General features: G+C 59.7%; 13 protein-coding genes. 4 read left to right on the top strand and 9 right to left on the bottom strand.

Annotated features, from left to right (window positions below; genetic code table 11):
* Positions 1 to 3: 3 nt before the first annotated feature.
* Both EUU25_RS10070 and EUU25_RS10065 read right to left on the bottom strand, forming a co-directional pair.
* Entirely contained in the window at positions 4 to 2,667 is a 2,664-nt protein-coding gene (locus EUU25_RS10070; RefSeq protein ID WP_158900633.1) for a M1 family metallopeptidase, read from the bottom strand.
* A 26-nt stretch (positions 2,668 to 2,693) separates the two neighbouring features.
* Complete coding sequence (locus EUU25_RS10065; RefSeq protein ID WP_158900631.1) at positions 2,694 to 3,434, bottom strand: TlyA family RNA methyltransferase; 741 nt, start codon at positions 3,432 to 3,434, stop codon at positions 2,694 to 2,696.
* Between the two features lie 49 nt (positions 3,435 to 3,483).
* Between EUU25_RS10065 and EUU25_RS10060 the strand changes: the two genes are divergently transcribed.
* Together EUU25_RS10060 and sppA are read left to right on the top strand one after the other, a co-directional pair.
* Positions 3,484 to 4,014, top strand: coding sequence for a hypothetical protein (locus tag EUU25_RS10060; protein WP_158900629.1), 531 nt, complete (start codon positions 3,484 to 3,486; stop codon positions 4,012 to 4,014).
* 398 nt (positions 4,015 to 4,412) lie between these two features.
* Positions 4,413 to 6,287 carry a signal peptide peptidase SppA gene (gene sppA / locus EUU25_RS10055; RefSeq protein ID WP_158900627.1) on the top strand — a complete coding sequence of 625 codons (1,875 nt, stop codon included), beginning with the start codon at positions 4,413 to 4,415 and terminating at the stop codon, positions 6,285 to 6,287.
* Here the strand turns inward: sppA and EUU25_RS10050 are convergent.
* From EUU25_RS10050 to EUU25_RS10040, 3 genes are read right to left on the bottom strand one after another with little or no spacing between them, the layout of a single operon-like run.
* On the bottom strand, positions 6,284 to 6,595 hold the full coding sequence (locus EUU25_RS10050) for a hypothetical protein (RefSeq protein WP_158900625.1): 312 nt from the start codon (positions 6,593 to 6,595) through the stop codon (positions 6,284 to 6,286). The two genes, sppA and EUU25_RS10050, sit on opposite strands and share 4 nt — an antisense overlap.
* The gene (gene ppa / locus EUU25_RS10045) at positions 6,592 to 7,128 is read right to left on the bottom strand and encodes an inorganic diphosphatase (RefSeq protein ID WP_158900623.1); all 537 of its coding nucleotides are present in this window, start codon (positions 7,126 to 7,128) and stop codon (positions 6,592 to 6,594) included. Before ppa ends, EUU25_RS10050 begins: the two co-directional genes overlap by 4 nt.
* 19 nt (positions 7,129 to 7,147) lie before the next feature.
* The gene (locus EUU25_RS10040; RefSeq protein WP_158900621.1) at positions 7,148 to 9,085 is read right to left on the bottom strand and encodes a M61 family metallopeptidase; all 1,938 of its coding nucleotides are present in this window, start codon (positions 9,083 to 9,085) and stop codon (positions 7,148 to 7,150) included.
* A gap of 326 nt (positions 9,086 to 9,411) precedes the next feature.
* Between EUU25_RS10040 and hisS the strand changes: the two genes are divergently transcribed.
* Positions 9,412 to 10,731, top strand: a complete 1,320-nt coding sequence (gene hisS / locus EUU25_RS10035; RefSeq protein WP_158900619.1) for a histidine--tRNA ligase — start codon at positions 9,412 to 9,414, stop codon at positions 10,729 to 10,731.
* Positions 10,728 to 11,807, top strand: coding sequence for a peptide chain release factor 1 (prfA, locus tag EUU25_RS10030; protein ID WP_158900617.1), 1,080 nt, complete (start codon positions 10,728 to 10,730; stop codon positions 11,805 to 11,807). Before hisS ends, prfA begins: the two co-directional genes overlap by 4 nt.
* Here prfA and EUU25_RS10025 read toward each other — a convergent pair.
* From EUU25_RS10025 to EUU25_RS10010, 4 genes are read right to left on the bottom strand one after another with little or no spacing between them, the layout of a single operon-like run.
* Positions 11,804 to 12,868, bottom strand: coding sequence for an LLM class flavin-dependent oxidoreductase (locus tag EUU25_RS10025; protein WP_158900615.1), 1,065 nt, complete (start codon positions 12,866 to 12,868; stop codon positions 11,804 to 11,806). The genes prfA and EUU25_RS10025 overlap by 4 nt on opposite strands.
* Complete coding sequence (locus EUU25_RS10020; protein WP_246162659.1) at positions 12,865 to 13,767, bottom strand: aldo/keto reductase; 903 nt, start codon at positions 13,765 to 13,767, stop codon at positions 12,865 to 12,867. Before EUU25_RS10020 ends, EUU25_RS10025 begins: the two co-directional genes overlap by 4 nt.
* Positions 13,764 to 14,795, bottom strand: a complete 1,032-nt coding sequence (locus EUU25_RS10015; protein ID WP_158900613.1) for a LacI family DNA-binding transcriptional regulator — start codon at positions 14,793 to 14,795, stop codon at positions 13,764 to 13,766. Before EUU25_RS10015 ends, EUU25_RS10020 begins: the two co-directional genes overlap by 4 nt.
* Entirely contained in the window at positions 14,792 to 16,804 is a 2,013-nt protein-coding gene (locus tag EUU25_RS10010; RefSeq protein ID WP_158900611.1) for an alpha-glucosidase, read from the bottom strand. The genes EUU25_RS10015 and EUU25_RS10010 overlap by 4 nt, the downstream gene beginning before the upstream one ends.
* Positions 16,805 to 16,973: the final 169 nt, after the last annotated feature.

The raw sequence follows: 16,973 nt of genomic DNA, 5'->3' as shown, positions 1-16,973 counted from the left end.
GGATCACTGCGCCGCTTTCTCATCCAGCCATGCCGATGTTTCGGTCCGGATCCGCGGTTGCGACTTGATGCGGGTCTGGATCGCGGCAACGGCCTGATCGACGGGTTTGCGCGATTCCGGTGAGAGATAGGCTTTGGCATAAGCTTCCAGCTTGCCAATCATCGCCGGATCGCTGGAGCCATAGCCAAGGCCCGGAATGAATTCCGACTTGGACGACACATCAACCAGAGCCTCCACCGCCTCCCGGTTCGCCAACGCGAAATCGACGGCCAGATCGGGATGGTCACCCGATACGCCATTGATGATCGCGGCACTTAGCGTGGAGCCCGGCTCCTTGGTCAGGGCCAGGGCGAGCGCCTGTTTTGCAAGGGCCGTGTCGCGGGCCGAGCCCAGCAAGCGGTACATGCTCGACTTGACGAGAAAACTTTCCGCCGTCTGGCCCAGCTTGCGCATCTTGTCCCAGTCCGCCTGATCTGCATTTTGTGCAATCACGCCCAGCCATGTTGTGCGCAGGGGACCATCCAGTGCTGCGGGGTTGGTTTCCAGTTCGGCGAAAAGCCGCTTGGCTTCGGCCACGACCGCTGGATCGCCCATATAGCCCAAGGTGCTGATCAGCGAGCTACGCAGATTGGCGTCCAAGGTGCTGTCGGACGGGCTCTGCTTATAACCAAGCTTGGCGAGTGCGGGGCCAAAACGGTTGCTGGCCAGCTTCGCGAGCTTGGCTTGGCGTGCCGGATCTTTCTCATACAAGCCGTACAGATAGCCATAGGTGGACACATTATCCTCGGTCACCCGCTGGCTGGTGTCGGATGGCACCGCATCCACCAGATTCAACGCCGTGCGTACCGGCTGATATTCGTTGAAGGCGAGGCTTTGGCTGTCGTTCAGCAAGCCGAGCTGGTCGATTGCGGGAAGCTTTGCGAAATCCTTCTGCAAGGCGGCCATCATATCGGGTTGGTAGAGCACGCGGTAATAGCCGCTTTGTCCGGCATTCACGATGAAGGCGCCGCATCCTGCGAGTTGCAGCGATCCGCTGCCGTTTGAAATGACCGTCTTGCTGGGCGCTTGTCCGATGACTTGCGCAATGACCGGCACGTTCCAGCGTTGCGGCTTTGCCGATGTTTCGGCCTTGCGGTCCCGCGAAAACTCGCTTTGGGTCAGGGTTAGCAGGGTTGAACCATTCACGCATTTTGCCGACTTCACTTCAAGCAAGGGCACGCCCGGCTGTTTGGTGAAATCATGGGCTATTTTGACCAGACCCTTGGCGCCTGCAGCTTCCACCGCGTTCCACAGATCGTCGGTGCGCGTGTTCGCATAGGCGTGCTTCTTCATGTAGGCGCGCAGGCCGTCGCGCCAGATCGTCTCACCGGCATAGGCCTCCAGCATGGTGATGACGGCTTCGCCCTTTTGGTAGGTGATCGTATCGAACGCCTGGCTGGTCTGTTCGACGGTGGAGATTTTCTGGATCACCGGATGGGTGGTCACATAGGCGTCGAGGCCCATGGCCCCTTCGCGGCCGTTCACACGGTCCAGTTCGCTTTGCCAGTCGGGATTGAAATGGGCCGTTGCCTTGCTTTCCATCCAGCTTGCAAAACCTTCGTTCAGCCACAGATCGTCCCACCAGGCCATGGTGACCAGATTGCCGAACCATTGGTGGGCGATTTCATGCGCATCGGTCGAGAAAATTCCCTGACGCGTGCGGGCGCTGGTGATTTTGGGGTCGTTCAGCAGGACGCGTTCAAAGGTGAAGATCGCGCCCCAATTTTCCATCGCGCTGAAAAACTGGCTTTGTCCCGGGCCAGCGACATTGTCCAATTTGGGCAGCGGGTAGGGGGTGTCGAAATAGTCGTTATAATAGGCCACCAATTTGGCCGAGGCATCCAGCGCATATTGGCCTTTCGGGCCATTGCCCTTGCCAACCACAACACCGACTTCGGTTGGTCCTACCTGTTTGGTAATGCGGTCGAACTCGCCCAGACCGAAGAACAGCAAATAGGTCGACATTTTGGGCGATGTGCCAAAGCGGACTTCAGCCAAACCATTGCCAATGTCGCGGCGGGCGGCGACGGGCATGTTGCTGACCGCCATTTGCTCCGCTGGCACTGTCGCGGTCAGGTCAAAGGTTGCCTTGTAGTTCGGCTCATCCCAGCTCGGCACGAAGCGGCGAGCGTCGGGTGCCTCGAACTGCGTAAAGAGCGCGCGCTTTTCTGCGCCTTGCGGGTCCTTATAATCCAATGCGAACAGTCCGTTTGCCTGTTGCAGGATCTTGCCCGAATAATCGATGTTCAGCGTATAGCGACCGGCGGGGAGCTTCTTGCCGAAGGCGATGGTCGCAGTTTGTGCCGCTGCATTGACTGTGGTGGTGGCAGGCATCGCGGCGGCGCGGCCTTTGGCGATGGTTACACGGCGAAAGTCGATGTCCGCGGCGTTGAGCGTGACGCTGTCGCTGGGGGTCTTCAGCAGGAATTCGATGAGGACATTGCCTTCAAAGCTGAGCTTTTCGGCATTGGGTGTCACCGTGACGCTGTAGTGCAGCGGGGCTGCATTGCGGGGCAATTGCGACGGCACCTCGGTCGCGGCGCCTTTTGCAGGCGCGGCCAGTGTGGCGTTGACAGGCGCCAAGGCCAGCAAGGCAGCCGATGCTGCGAGTGAAATATGTACTTTCATTTTCTGCTCCCCGAAACGGACGGGCTTCAGTTTTTCTGAGCCCAGATTAGGAATTCGATATTGCCTTGCGGCCCTGTTATCGGGCTGGTTGTCAGGCCGCGTACAGTCCAGTTTTTTTCGACCAACCACATCTGGACTTCGGCACACACGCGCGCATGTATGGCCTCGTCGCGCACGACGCCCCCTTTTCCGACTTCGCCGCGCCCGGCCTCGAACTGCGGCTTGATGAGGGCGATGATCTGTGCACCGCTTTTGGCGAAAGTCAGCGGGGTTTCCAATACCTTGGCGAGACTTATGAAACTGGCGTCGCACACGATGATATCGATGGGTTCGGGAATATGGCTTTCGGTCAAGATCCGGGCGCTGGTCTGCTCATGGACGATGACGCGCTCGTCCTGCCGCAATTTCCACGCAAGCTGGTTCGTGCCGCTGTCCACGGCGTAAACACGCGCGGCACCGTTGGTCAGCAGCACATCGGTGAAGCCGCCGGTTGATGATCCGACATCCATCGCGACCGCATCGGTGACGTCGATCGCAAATTCGTCGAGCGCGTGGGCAAGCTTGATGCCGCCGCGCGAGACCCAGGGGTGGTCGCTGCCCTTCACCTGCAACGGGGCATCTTCGGCGACCTGCTGCCCGGGCTTTTGCGCCTTTACGTCGCCGATGAAGACATGCCCTGCCATCACCAGGGCCTGGGCACGCGTTTTGCTGTCCGCCAGATTGCGGTCGACGATGAGTTGATCCAAGCGTATTTTTTTCGTCGCCATGTCGCAGGGCGCTAGCGGAATGGAGTGCTTTTGGCCATAAGCTGTGGAGATGAAGCTTCATTATCCCCTGTGCGCCAGTCTGCTCGCCCTTGCGGCCTGCTCGCCGCCACCACCCGCCCCGCCACCTGCGCCTGTCGTAAAGCCCGCGCCGGTGGTGGCACCGGCCCCGCCACCGCCGCGTCTTTCGGGCAACTGGCTGGATTGGCCCCTTGCGGCTGGCGACTGGGTCTATCGCCGGGATGAGCGCGGGTCGCTCGCGCTGTTCGGGCCGACGGGGCAGAATGCAACGGTGACTTTGCGCTGCGACACCACGCGCCGCCGCCTATATCTTGCGCGCGCAGGCTCGGGTTCTGCGGGCCGGATGACGGTGCGGACGAGCTCGACGCTGAAAGAATTTGCGGCCAGCCCGACCGGCGCGACACCGGCCTATCTTGCCACCGAAATCCTGCCAACCGACCCGATCCTCGACGCCATGGCGTTCAGCCGGGGCCGTATCGCGCTTGAGGTGGATGGGCAGCAACCGATAGCGATCCCGTCCTGGACCGAAATCACGCGAATTGTGGAAGATTGCAGAGCCTGAGGGCTTCGACGCAGAACCCCAATGTTTGACGGAAAAAAAATTTAATACAAGACTTGTTTGCAAACTTTGTTTGATTCAGTTTCAGAGTCGCGGAGGGCAGATATATGTTTGAAGCAAGCAATTTCCATTCAACGAAAGGAGGTGATCCGATGTCTCATGGTTCAGTTAAGAGGTCGGGCAATTCCGTTCGGGAGATCGGCCGCTGATCCAATCAGCGATGCCGGTCACGGCATGAAAGCAACTTCCGGCAGCGGCACATCCGACCGCTGACCCATGTTTAAGGGCCGTTGGAGCAACTCCAACGGCCCTTTTCTGTGTCCCATATGCCGTTGGTCGAAAGAATGCTGGAATTTGCGCGGGCAACACCTACATCAACCCTATAGTTCAAGGGGTAGTGTATGACGTTTTTGCGGATCAGCTGGAAAATCATTGTCGGTTTGAAGGACCTGTTGGTGCTTTTGCTGCTCCTGCTGTTTTTCGCGCTGCTGTTCGCTCTGCTCAGCGCCAGCCCCAACCCCGGCATGGTGCGTGAAGGCGCGCTCTGGCTGAAGCTGGACGGTGTTGTCTCCGAACAGCCCGCCGAGGTCGATCCCCTGACCGCGTTGACGTCCACCGCCATGCCGGTGAGCGAGATCCGGCAGCGCGATATCATCCGCTCCCTGAAAATCGCGGAAAGCGACAAGCGTATCAAGGCCGTGGTGCTGGATATGGACCGCTTCATGGGCGGCGGACAGGCGAGCCTTTCGGCGATTGGCGACAGCCTCGACGCCGTCAAAAAGGCTGGCAAGCCGGTTTACGCCTTTGCCACCGCCTATACCGACGACAGCTACCAACTGGCCGCCCACGCCACACAGGTCTGGATGGATCCGCTTGGCGGCGCGATGCTGACCGGCCCCGGCGGGTCGCAGCCTTATTATAAGGGCTTGCTCGACCAATTGGGCATCAAGGCCAATATCTACCGCGTCGGCACCTTTAAAAGCGCGGTTGAACCCTATATGCGGTCCGACCAGTCGCCGGAATCGAAAGAGGCCATCAAGGGCGTTTATGACGAGATCTGGGGTCAGTGGAAGGCCGACGTGGCGAAAGCACGGCCTCAGGCACAGATTAATGGCATATTGAACGACCCCGCAGGCTCGGTCGAAGGCGCGCGTGGAAATCTGGCGCAGCTCGCCGTTTCGAGCAAGCTGGTCGACAAATTGGGTGACCGCATCGCGTTCGGCAAATTCATCGCCACCAAGGTCGGTCCCGACGAAAAGAAAACGACCGGCGGCTTTGCCGCAACACCGATGAACACGCTGCTCGCGAGCTATGGCCCGCCAAGCGCGGGGAAGCAGATTGGCGTGGTGACCATTGCCGGCACCATTGTCGATGGCGAAGCAGGACCGGGCACCGCGGCGGGTGATACCATCAGCGGCCTGATTTACGATGCGATCGACAATAAGGATTTACAGGCGCTCGTTGTCCGCGTGGATTCCCCCGGCGGATCGGTGACCGCATCGGAGAAAATTCGTCTCGCCATCGAAGCGGCCAAGGCGAAGGAAATTCCCGTGATCGTATCGATGGCCAACCTCGCGGCCAGCGGCGGTTATTGGGTATCCTTGCCCGCTGATGTCATCTTTGCCGAACCATCGACCATTACCGGCTCCATCGGCATCTTCGGCGTAATTCCGAGTGCGCAGGCCGGCCTTGCCAAGATCGGCGTTAACGCCGACGGCGTGAAAACTACGCCGCTATCAGGCGAGCCTGATGTGCTGGGTGGTTTCAGCCCCGAATTCGACCGCGTCGCGCAAAGCGCCATCGAAAATGGCTACCGTGAATTCATTAGCCGTGTGGCGACCGCCCGCAAAAAGACTCCTGAACAGGTCGATGCCATTGCACAAGGCCGCGTCTGGGCCGGTGGCACCGCACGGCAAATTGGTTTGGTGGACCGCTATGGCGGCATGGACGATGCCCTGGCCGAAGCGGCGAAACGCGCCGGATTGAAGGCCGACGGCTGGCACGCCGTCTACATTGAGCCACAACCCAACTTTGCAGGATCGCTCCTCGGCGGCTTGATGCCCAAGCGGGCGAGCGTTGCTGCGCCCATGGATGTCTTCGCCCAAGCCGCATGGCAGCAGCAATTGTTCGTGCAGCGCGTGGCTGCCGATCTCGACATGCTGACCGGCGTCAAAGGCGTGCAGGCACGTTGTCTGGAATGCGCCGACTTTACGCCGCCAACCACGCCAAAGGCGGACGGCGGCTGGTTGTCGGTACTGGCGAAGCTCTTCGCTTAGGCCTTAACGGCGCAAATCAGGCCGGATGAGCTCACGACCCCGAGAATCTCGGGGTCTTGGAGCGACTTGGTGCGCTTCAGAAATTCGTCCACCGAAAGCTTGCGCACATCCTTGTTGCGCAGCTTTTTGAGGCCGGATAGCTTGTTGAGCTGGATTAGCGACAACCGGTCGACCATGCGGTCAGCCATGCACGAGGCGATGGGCTTGGAAAGTCCGGCGTCCATCAACGCCGTGCGCACTCGCGTTTCCGGCGTGGCGCAGGCGGATAAGGCCAGCACCGATACGGCGACGAGTGCACTCCGCATCATACGCCATGTTCCTTGGCGCGGGCGACGCAATCCATGATGATGCGTTTCGCGTCCTTTTCGTCGCCCCAGCCGTTGAGCTTTGCCCATTTGCCGGGTTCAAGGTCTTTATAATGGGTGAAGAAATGCTCGATCTGTTGCAGCACGATAGGCGGCATATCCTTATAGGTCACGACGTCCGCATAATAAGGGAAAGTCGCATTGACGGGCACGCAAAGCAGCTTTTCATCGCCGCCCTTGTCATCTTCCATCATCAGCACGCCAATCGGGCGGCATTTGACCACGGCACCGGCAACGATCGGCGAACGTGCGACGACCAAAGCGTCCAGCGGATCGCCATCTTCGCCCAGCGTGTGCGGTACAAAGCCATAATTAGCGGGGTAGCGCATTGGGGTGTGCAGGAAACGGTCGACGAACAGGGCACCCGATGCCTTGTCGAATTCATACTTCACCGGTTCTCCGCCAATGGGAACTTCGATCAGGACATTCAGGCTTTCGGGAACATCGTCGCCGGCAGGGATAAGGTCGATACGCATGGGAGAATGCTTTCTTCGGTTATTTGTTAGGACGCCGCGGGGCAAGCAACCGGTCTATCGCCGTTTCACCCTTGCCCGCAGATTCGAGGTGCGGATAGCGCAAGCCGCCTGAATAGGCGATGTCTATTTGTTCAAAACGCTTGTTACGTTCGATGATCAGCCGGATCGGCGTCTTGCCATCTTTGGCCGCCGTAACCGCTTCGGTCAGCCGGTCTTTGGTAAAGCCCACGCCGCCTACGGCCAAAATCTTGGCGCCATTGACGATATCGGCCTTGAACGCCAGGCCATTCCACATTACCGAAGTGACCTTGCCTTCCTTGTCGACAGTCAGGCCGAGCGAGTGGGTGAGGTCGGTGCTGCCGCCATCTTTCATCCGGTCGCGGTCGAAAATATTAGGTTCTTCTTTCCAGACCAGCTTGTACCCGCCCTTTTCAAAGCCTGTCAGCGGGGCAGGTTGTCCGGGTTTGCGCAATTTGGTGTCGAGGAAGGTCGCCCAATCATAGGGCTGCACCGCATTCAGGGTGCGGACAACTTCGTCGAAATCATAGGTCAGCACGCCCCAATCGGCATCGCGTACGCCGAAAAAGGCTTTGGCAAAATCGTCGAGCGATTTGCTGCCCTTGGACAATTCCCGAATGGTCATGTCGGCGGCAAGCCAGATCAGCGAGCCTTCATTATAATAATCTTCACCGCGCGCATGGCTGGAAAAGGGTTTGGGCTTGCGGGCACCGAAAATCGGATCATGCGTGGTATCTTCGACCGAACGCCAGTCGCGGCCGGGTTGTTCGGCATAGAAACCGGCATAGCGGGCCCACTCGGCCAATACCATTTCCTTGGTCTGCAAGCCGGAACGGGCCGCAAGGACGAGATCCCAATAGCTGGTCTGCCCTTCATAGACCCACAGCAGATTGTCGCGCATCGGGGTCGAATAATTGGGCGTCCACATTTCGGATGGCCGGCGGAATTTGCCGTTCCAGCTATGTGTCAGTTCATGAGGCAACAGGCCGCGTTCCGAACCATTGTCGGCCCATTTGGTGAAATAGTCGGTATCGCGGCTGTTTTCCGAACTGCGATGATGCTCCAGCCCGATGCCGCCCAATTCGTCGGTCAGCGCCAGCAAAAATTCATAGCGGTCGAAATGTTTGGACCCGAACAGGACCAAGGCTTCGTCGACCAGCGCCTTGTGCGCGGCAATATGCTCGGGCTTTGCATCCAGATATTTGGCTTCATCCGCCCATACATTCAGCGTCACCTTATTGCCCAGATCCCATTTGCGATAATGGGGTCCGGCAAACATCGGGCTGTCCACTAATGTTTCATAACTGGTCGTCGCATAGTCGATGCGGTCGCCCGTTACCTTGCCGCCATCCAGGGCCGCAACGCCGGTCCAGCCGGACGGAAGGGTGATCGAAGGCTTCACCTCGATAGCGCGCGTGAAGTGACCGGCGGGATAAAGCGACACCTGTTCCCATTGCACATTCATCATCGCGGGCGTGACAACAATGCGTCCTTCGCTTTCGCGCACGGGGGATGTGAACTGGAATTCTACGTCGACCGACTTCGTTCCGGCGGGGGTATCGACATGGAAGGCGTAGACTTCAACCGGATCGCGCGTCCATTCGAGAAGCTTGCCGCCTGCACGGACCTTGAGCCCCGTCATTTCGGCCAATGCGCCGCGCGGGCCATGCTTGCCCGGCAACCATTGGGGATAGAGCAGCGTCAGCGGCTTGCCCGCCTCGACCGGGATGGTTTGCTTTACGCGGAAAATCGCCCGCGCAACATCGGTCGCATCCACCTCCAGCACCATAGGCGCGGGCAGGGGACGGTCTTCCGGTTCGGGCACCCGATCGACAATCGGCACCGGTTGCGGTGCGCTTTTCTGGGCGTAAGCCGCGGAAGCAAGGCTGGAGGAAAGGGCGAGTGCGGCAAGTGCGCGCGTCAATGTGCGTGAATTCATGGACGCGGGTTTTGGCGGATGTGATTGCGGGCGTCCAGTGGAATGTGAGGGGGGCTCGTCAGAAGACGAGGCACTGGCCTCTCCCCTTTAGGGGAGAGGTGCGCAGTCTTATGGCTTTAGCCATTAGACGGAGTGGAGAGGGGAAGGTGGCGCATCGCCTTCACCGTCGGAGCCCCTCTCCAACTCCGCCTAGGCCTGTCGGCCAAGGCTCCGTATCCTCTCCCCTGAAGGGGAGAGGGGAAGACGCGTTTGAGGACTATCCCCAACCTCTGCAGAAACCAAAGCACTATTCCCCTCTCCGGCAATTGGCGCTAGGGCGCTTGCCGATGGCAAAGATACAGACCCCGCAGCCCGTTCGTGGCACCCAGGATATGTTCGGTGAAACCGAGGAACGCTTCGCGCATGTCGTGGCGACCTTTGAACGGGTGAGGCGGCTTTACGGGTTCAAGGGCCTGCAATTGCCGGTGATCGAGCCGACCGCTGTCTTTTCCCGTAGCCTGGGCGAAGCGACGGATGTCGTTTCCAAGGAAATGTACAGCTTCGAAGATCGCGGCGGGGATTCCATCACGTTGCGGCCCGAATTTACCGCAGGCATTGCGCGCGCCTATCTGACCAATGGCTGGCAGCAATATGCGCCGATGAAGCTGTCGGTGCATGGCCCGCTGTTCCGCTACGAGCGCCCGCAAAAGGGGCGCTATCGCCAATTTCACCAGATTGACGCGGAAATCATCGGCGCGGCGGAACCTGCCGCCGATGTCGAATTGCTTGTCATGGCGGACCAGTTGCTCAAGGAATTGGGCATTGATGACGGCGTTACCTTACAACTGAACACGCTGGGTGACACACCCAGCCGCGATGCCTGGCGCGCGGCGCTGGTCAGTTATTTCAACGACCATCGCGATGTTCTTTCCGAAGACAGCCTTGCCCGGTTGGAAAAGAACCCCTTGCGCATTTTGGACAGCAAGGACCCCGATGATCGCGGTATCGCCTACGCGGCCCCGAAGATCGACGATTTCCTGTCCGCCGAAGCCAGCGACTTCTTTGCAGCGGTGACCGCCGGACTGGATGCAGCGGGTGTGGCATGGACCCGCAATGCGGCGTTAGTGCGTGGCCTTGATTATTACCGCCACACGGCCTTTGAATTCGTCACCGACCGGTTGGGCGCACAGGGCACGGTACTCGGTGGCGGGCGCTATGACGGGCTGATCGAGAATCTGGGCGGTCCTGCGACCCCTGCGGTCGGCTGGGCGGCCGGGATTGAGCGGTTGGCGATGCTGGTGGAGCAACCTGTCCTTGATAAATTGGGGCCAGCGGTAATTTTGAGTGGTCAAGAGGCGGCTTCTGCAGCAGTAAAATTGGTCGCGGCGATAAGACGAGAAAGTATCAATGCTGAACTTATTTACAAAGGTTCAGTAAATAAGCTTTTTGATAAATTAAAAGCTAAAGGTTACCCGATAATTCTAACGGTCGCGCAAAAAGAAAATGCAATCTTTTTAAATTTAAGAAGGTTGAGTAATGATATCTATTCGATCGATTTAGAAGAGAAGCTCATGCAAGTATTCCGATCGAAATTGAAAGCTGATGATGCTGACGCTGATGACCATGGAATTCGCCCCAATTTTCGTATCGCTTTAATTGATACATGACTAAAATCTCCCCGCAACGGATCGCGCAGATTGAATCGCGCTTTGCCGAGCTTGAGGCGCGGATGGCGTCCGGGCAACTCGAAGGCGATGCATTTGTTACCGCCTCGAAGGAATATGCCGAGCTGGAACCTGTTGCTGTCGCCGCCAAAACGGTGCGGCGTCTGCGCAAGGAAATCGAGACGCTGCAGCATATGGTCAAGGATTCGTCCGATGCCGAACTGCACGACATGGCGGTTGAAGAGCTGGAGGATGTGACCCAGCAATTGTTCGAGGCTGAAACCGCGCTGGCCATTTCGCTGCTGCCGAAAGACGCCGCCGATGAACGCCCTGCGATGCTCGAAATCCGCGCGGGCACCGGCGGGGATGAGGCGGCTTTGTTCGCCGGTGACCTCTATCGCATGTATGAACGCTATGCCGCGGGGCAGGGGTGGAAGGTCGAGCCGATTTCTTTGAGTGTTTCGGATGTGGGCGGGTTCAAGGAAATTGTCGCCTCGATCAAGGGCAATGGCGTGTTTGCCAAGCTGAAATTCGAAAGCGGCGTCCACCGGGTGCAGCGCGTGCCGGTGACCGAAAGCGGCGGGCGCATCCACACCAGCGCGGCGACCGTGGCGGTCCTGCCTGAACCGACCGAGGTCGATGTGCATATCGAGGACCGCGATCTGAAGATCGACGTATACCGCGCGTCGGGGGCCGGCGGGCAGCATGTGAACACGACCGACTCTGCCGTGCGGATTACGCATCTACCGACCGGGATTGTGGTGACCTGTCAGGATGGGCGCAGCCAGCACAAGAATAAGGAAAAGGCGATGCAGGTGCTGCGCGCCCGCATGTACGAAAAAGAGCGCGACGAGGCGCAAGGTGCCGAGGCCGAGGCGCGCAAGGCGATGGTCGGTTCCGGCGACCGCTCCGAACGCATCCGCACCTATAATTTCCCGCAAGGCCGGGTGACCGACCACCGCATCAACCTCACCCTGCACAAGCTGCCCGAAATATTGGAAGGCGGCGGGCTGGGCGAGATGGTCGACGCGCTGATCGCCGAGGATCAGGCCGAGCGGATGGCGGGTCTGGGGGACTAAATCTCCAGCCGCCCATGCTCCAGCCGTGGCAGCACATAGCGGGCGAACATGTCGCATTCGTTGATGTGCGGATAGCCTGACAGGATGAACGCCTCGATGCCGACGGCCTTATAGGCTTCCAGCTTGGCGAGCACCTGGTCCGGGTCGCCGACGATGGCCGCGCCGCAGCCGGAGCGGGCACGGCCGATGCCGGTCCATAGATTATCCTCGATATAGCCGTCATTGGCCGCCGCCGCCTCGCGCAATTCCGCCTGCCGCGCGACACCGAAGGTTTGCGCGTCGAGCGATTTGTTGCGTATCGCCTCGCCGGTTCCCGCATCCAGTTTGGACAGCAGGCGGTCGGCATAGGCGCGGGCTTCGGCTTCGGTCTCGCGGACGATGACATGGCTGCGGAAGCCATATTTCAGCGTACGCCCGAACTTCGCGGCGCGCGCGGTCATGTCGTCGATCAGGTCCTTCGCGCCCTGCACCGTTTCGGGCCACATCAGGTAGACATCGCACCCTTCGGCCGCCGCTTCCTTGGCTGCAGGTGACAGGCCGCCGAAATAGAGGGGCGGGCATTTGCCGCTGACGGTCTTCATCCGCGGCGGGTCGAGGTCGATCTTGTAATGCTCGCCGTCGATCGACAGATGCTCGCCATTCAGCAGCGTCTTCAGGATATGCATCGCCTCCACCGTGCGGCGATAGCGGGGTTCGCTGTCCATCTGGTCGCCGGGCAGGTCGGAGGAGATGATGTTGACGTTCAGCCGCCCGCCCGAAATCTGGTCCAGCGTCGCGATCTGCCGCGCCAGTTGCGGGGGCCAGCTTTCACCGACGCGCACCGCCATCAGCAGCTTGATCCGCGTCGTCAGCACCGCAATCGCGCTCGCAAAGGCGGTGGTGTCGAGGCCGAGCGCATAGCCCGAAGGCAGCAGGATATTATCAAACCCGCCCTTTTCGGCGTTCAAAACGATATTGCGGCAATGCTCCCAACTCGACGCCAGCATCGGGTCGGGTTGCCCCAGAAATTCATAGTCGTCATCGCACAGGGCGGAAAACCAGCTGACTTCAACAGGCTTCATGGAAGGGGCACTCCTCTTGCGGCGACCAGCACGCTGTACCAGTCCGCGCGGGTCCATGTGATTTTGAAGGCATCGGCGGCCTCGGCGATACGCGCCGGATTTTGCGAGCCAACGATGGGGATGGGACGCGCCGGATGCGCCATGATCCAGCTATAGGCCGCCGCCGTGCGCGACACGCCATGCGATGCAGCTACACCCGAAAGGGCGCCTGCCACATTCTGCTCGCGTTCATTGGAAGGGTCACCGATCCGCCCGCCACCCAAGGGCGACCAGGCCAGGACAGCCATATCCATGGCAATCGCCTGATCCAGTTCGCCATTTTCGATTGTATCGATCCGCAGCGGCGACAGTTCGGGCTGCGTCGACACAATCGGCACCGCGCTGAATTGCGCCAGCGTGCTGATCTGCGCCTGCGTGAAGTTCGACACGCCAAAGGCGCGGATCTTGCCTGCGCTATGCGCTGCTTCAACCGCGCGCGCGATTTCCTGCGGGTGGGTCAGGATGTCGGGCCGGTGGATCTGCCACAGGTCGATACGGTCGGTGCCCAGCCGCTGCAGGCTGTCGTCGATGGCTTTTGTCAGATATTCGGCGCTGCTGTTATAGGGCGTGGGCGGGGTGATGCCGCCCTTGGTCGCCAGTACCATCCGGTCGCGATATTCCGGCGCATCGGCAAAGACGCGGCCCAATAACTCTTCCGCCTTGCCAAAGCCCTGCTCGCCAAAACCATAGATGTCGGCGGTGTCAAACAGGGTGATGCCGGCTTCAAACGCGGCATCGATGGCGGCGCGTGCGGCGGACAGTTCCAGTCCGGCAAAGCGCCACATGCCCCAGGCGATGGAGGAAATTTCAATGCCGCTCTTGCCCAATGGGCGCGTGGTCGGCGGGGAGGGTAAAGTCATATTTTCTTGCTCTTCTGTGAAGGTGGTGATGTGGATTCGCGTATGACAAGTTCGTGCGGCAGGCGGCGATGCTCGATCCCGCCTTCGCCGAACAACAGCTCGGCTGCGGTCGATGCGAGGTCGCGCACCGGTTGGCGCACGGTCGTCAGTGGTGGCCAGACGACCCGCGCCAGCGTGGTGTCGTCGAATCCGCCGACCGAAAGCTGTTCGGGTACCTGAATGCCCCGGCGATGCGCGACGGCCAAAACGCCCGAGGCCATGTCGTCGTTCGAGGCGAAAATGGCAGTTGGCGGACTTTTCAGCGACAGGAATTTCTCCGTCGCCGCCACGCCGCTTTCAAAATCAAACTGCCCTTCGGCAATGAGCGCAGGGTCGACCGAGATGCCGACGCGGCTCAATGCCCGCTCATAACCTGCGCGCCGTTCGGCGCTCGCCATATGATTGGGGTGGCCGATGATGAAGCCGATCCGGCGGTGGCCGATATTGATCAGGTGGGTAGTCATGTCGTCGGCGGCCTGCGTGTCGTCCATGAACACTGAAGATGTCAGCGCATGGTTGGTGCCGGGCGAAATGCGGACGAAGGGAATGTTGAGCGCCTCCAGCGCGGAAAGCACGGGCGCGCAGTCGGTGACAGGCGACGACAGGATTGCGCCGTCAACATGCGTCTGGCGCACCATGCCGCGCACCTGTTCGCCGACATCGGGGTCCGCCACATCGACAGGCTGCGCAATCAGGCGCATCCCTTCGCTATGGCAACGGTCCCAGCATCCCTGCATGATCTGGTGCATATAATAAGGTGAGTGATTGTCGTAGATCAGCGCGATCTGCCCGGATTTCGTCCCCGCCAAAATGCGCGCGGCAATGCTGGGCGAAAAGCCGAGTTCGGCCATCGCTGCATCGACCTTCGCCTTGGTGGTGGCGCTGACATAGGGATGGTTGTTGAGCACGCGGCTGACGGTCTTGACCGCAACCCCGGCGAGCTTTGCTACATCGCGGATATTCGCGCGAATATTGCTGTTGGGACTCATGCGCCAAACTCCTCCGTCAGGGAGGCGAATAATGGCGCAAACTTACTGTCTTTGCGAGTGAATACAGGCGGCTGGCCATTAGGCGCGGCGATCGCATGCGTGCCTTGGGTATATTCCACTCCCGACCACAGATGCACCCATTTTCCTTCGGGCAGGATGACATCGCGTCCCGTCTGGTCGGCTTCGACCACGGGTGCCACGAGCATGTCCGCACCGTATAGATATTGGTCCTGCACATCATAATAGGCGGGATCATCATAATGCAGAAAGAGCGGACGCTGAAGCGGTAAGCCGGTGGCTACCGCCTCGTCCGATAGTGCGCGGACATAGGGGGCAAGGCGCGCGTGCACCTGGCTCATCCGCGCAAAATGGGTGAGGAATTCCGGGTTGCTGTCCAGCTGCAGATTGTCGGCGGGCCGGTTGCCTTCATGGCTGCGCATGACAGGGGCAAAGGCGGCCATATCGATCCAGCGGTGCATCAGGTCGGCCGTGCGCACTACGCCGTGCAGGCTGGTGTATCCGCCCAGATCGCTATGATGATAGGCATTGCCAAGCAGACCTGAGGACAGGGCGCCGGTCAGGACGGTGTTGATCCCGTCATGGCGTGAAAAATCGACGCATTGGTCACCGGCCCACAGCAAAGGGCAATAGGCTTGCACACCCGAATAACCCGCGCGCATGAAAAAGGTCGCTTCGCCCGTCTTGCCACGCGACGCGATGGCATCGGCATTCACCTTGGCCCACAGAACCGGCCAGCGGTTATGCGCCTCCATAGGGTCGGATCCGTCGAACAACCGCACATCGGTGGGCAGATATTCGCCGAAATCCGCCATCCAGCCCGACAGGCCGAAATCAAGCATTTCCTGCCCGATGATCCGTTCAGAAAACCAGGCCGCTGCGTCGGGATTGGTGAAATCGACCACGCCTGCGTCAAATTCGCCAAAATCGACGGCATAGGGTTCGTCACTGTCCTGCCGCAAAGCCAGATAGCCAAGCGCGGCCGCTTCGGCGAAAAGCGGTCCATCGACGGCGAGATACGGGTTCACATAGCCCAGAAAGCGCACGCCCCGTTCCGCCAGTGCGGCGATCCGGTCGGGAAGGTCGGGGTAGCGCGTTGCATTCCATTGCCAGTCCCAGAACAGGCGCTTGCCAAAGCTGGTTTGGCGGATGCCGATCCAGTCTTCGCACCATAGCCCGGTCAGTGCCGCGCCCGAGGCGGCGATTTTTTCAAAACGCGAAAATGTATCCTGCCCGTCTTTCAGGCCGACAATCGCACCCGAAATGGCCCAGTCGGGCAAGGGGGGTTGACGGCCGAAGCGGTCGGACATCTGGCGGACTAGTTCGGTCCGTCCGGATGCCGTGAACAGCTCCAGATTTAGATCGGCTTTCCAGCATTCAATTCCGGCGCGACTCCCGTCTGTCAGGTCGAGGACCGAATAGGCGGCGGTATCAAGGTGGACGGCATAATTGTGGGAGCTCAGCCAGGTTGGCTGCGGATAATTGGTGGTCCAATAATCGCCGCCTGCCAGCCCTTCGGCATCCATGGTCTGGGTCAGCTTGGTCGATTTGTCGCGGCCGACACCCGGTTCGGATGTCCAGAAGGGAAAGCTCCGTCCATTGAGGCGCAGATAGGACATTTGTTCCCCGCCGCCCCAAAAGGCCTCGCCGTTTTCGCTGCGCATATCGATCCACAGCCGGTTGATCGCATCGTCGGTGCAGCGGATTCGCAACGCCAGTTTTCGGGCATCCACATCGACCTTGATTCCCAGGATCGAATCGGGCCGGTCGCTGCTCCAAAGGCGAATCGCACCTTTGTCATTGGCGAAGCAATCAAGTGGCAGTCGCAGGTGCAGATCGTCGCCGATCCGGAAATTGCCGCGCACCATTTCCATGTCCGGTTTGCCGATGCCGATGGCAAAGGCAGGGGCATGGGTGCGGTGCGACAGGACGCAGATTTCTCCGGCAAAAAGGTCAAAGCCATCGGCGTGCATGATGATCTGCGATGGCACTGCGCTCTCCCTCTCTCCGGTTTAGAAGGACTATGGCATCCTTGCCACAGTCGTTGCGATAATGTGTCCGCCTATATGACACCGCTAGACATATTAAGTCAATCTGGTTAGAGGGCCGAATTACGAACGGTATAACCCGCTAAAACTTCTCTTGCTTGCATTAACTCAA

This window comes from Sphingorhabdus lacus, from assembly GCF_009768975.1.
In the GTDB taxonomy this organism is placed as follows: domain Bacteria; phylum Pseudomonadota; class Alphaproteobacteria; order Sphingomonadales; family Sphingomonadaceae; genus Sphingorhabdus_B; species Sphingorhabdus_B lacus.
This window is presented reverse-complemented; position numbering and strand designations above follow the sequence as displayed.

What these genes read in the sequence shown, in the direction of transcription:
- EUU25_RS10040 (WP_158900621.1), bottom strand. Translation starts at nt 9,085, where the DNA reads ATGAATTCACGCACATTGACGCGCGCACTTGCCGCACTCGCCCTTTCC.
- EUU25_RS10025 (WP_158900615.1), bottom strand. Translation starts at nt 12,868, where the DNA reads ATGAAGCCTGTTGAAGTCAGCTGGTTTTCCGCCCTGTGCGATGACGAC.
- EUU25_RS10050 (WP_158900625.1), bottom strand. Translation starts at nt 6,595, where the DNA reads ATGATGCGGAGTGCACTCGTCGCCGTATCGGTGCTGGCCTTATCCGCC.
- ppa (WP_158900623.1), bottom strand. Translation starts at nt 7,128, where the DNA reads ATGCGTATCGACCTTATCCCTGCCGGCGACGATGTTCCCGAAAGCCTG.
- EUU25_RS10015 (WP_158900613.1), bottom strand. Translation starts at nt 14,795, where the DNA reads ATGAGTCCCAACAGCAATATTCGCGCGAATATCCGCGATGTAGCAAAG.
- EUU25_RS10070 (WP_158900633.1), bottom strand. Translation starts at nt 2,667, where the DNA reads ATGAAAGTACATATTTCACTCGCAGCATCGGCTGCCTTGCTGGCCTTG.
- sppA (WP_158900627.1), top strand. Translation starts at nt 4,413, where the DNA reads ATGACGTTTTTGCGGATCAGCTGGAAAATCATTGTCGGTTTGAAGGAC.
- EUU25_RS10020 (WP_246162659.1), bottom strand. Translation starts at nt 13,767, where the DNA reads ATGACTTTACCCTCCCCGCCGACCACGCGCCCATTGGGCAAGAGCGGC.
- EUU25_RS10060 (WP_158900629.1), top strand. Translation starts at nt 3,484, where the DNA reads ATGAAGCTTCATTATCCCCTGTGCGCCAGTCTGCTCGCCCTTGCGGCC.
- EUU25_RS10065 (WP_158900631.1), bottom strand. Translation starts at nt 3,434, where the DNA reads ATGGCGACGAAAAAAATACGCTTGGATCAACTCATCGTCGACCGCAAT.
- hisS (WP_158900619.1), top strand. Translation starts at nt 9,412, where the DNA reads ATGGCAAAGATACAGACCCCGCAGCCCGTTCGTGGCACCCAGGATATG.
- prfA (WP_158900617.1), top strand. Translation starts at nt 10,728, where the DNA reads ATGACTAAAATCTCCCCGCAACGGATCGCGCAGATTGAATCGCGCTTT.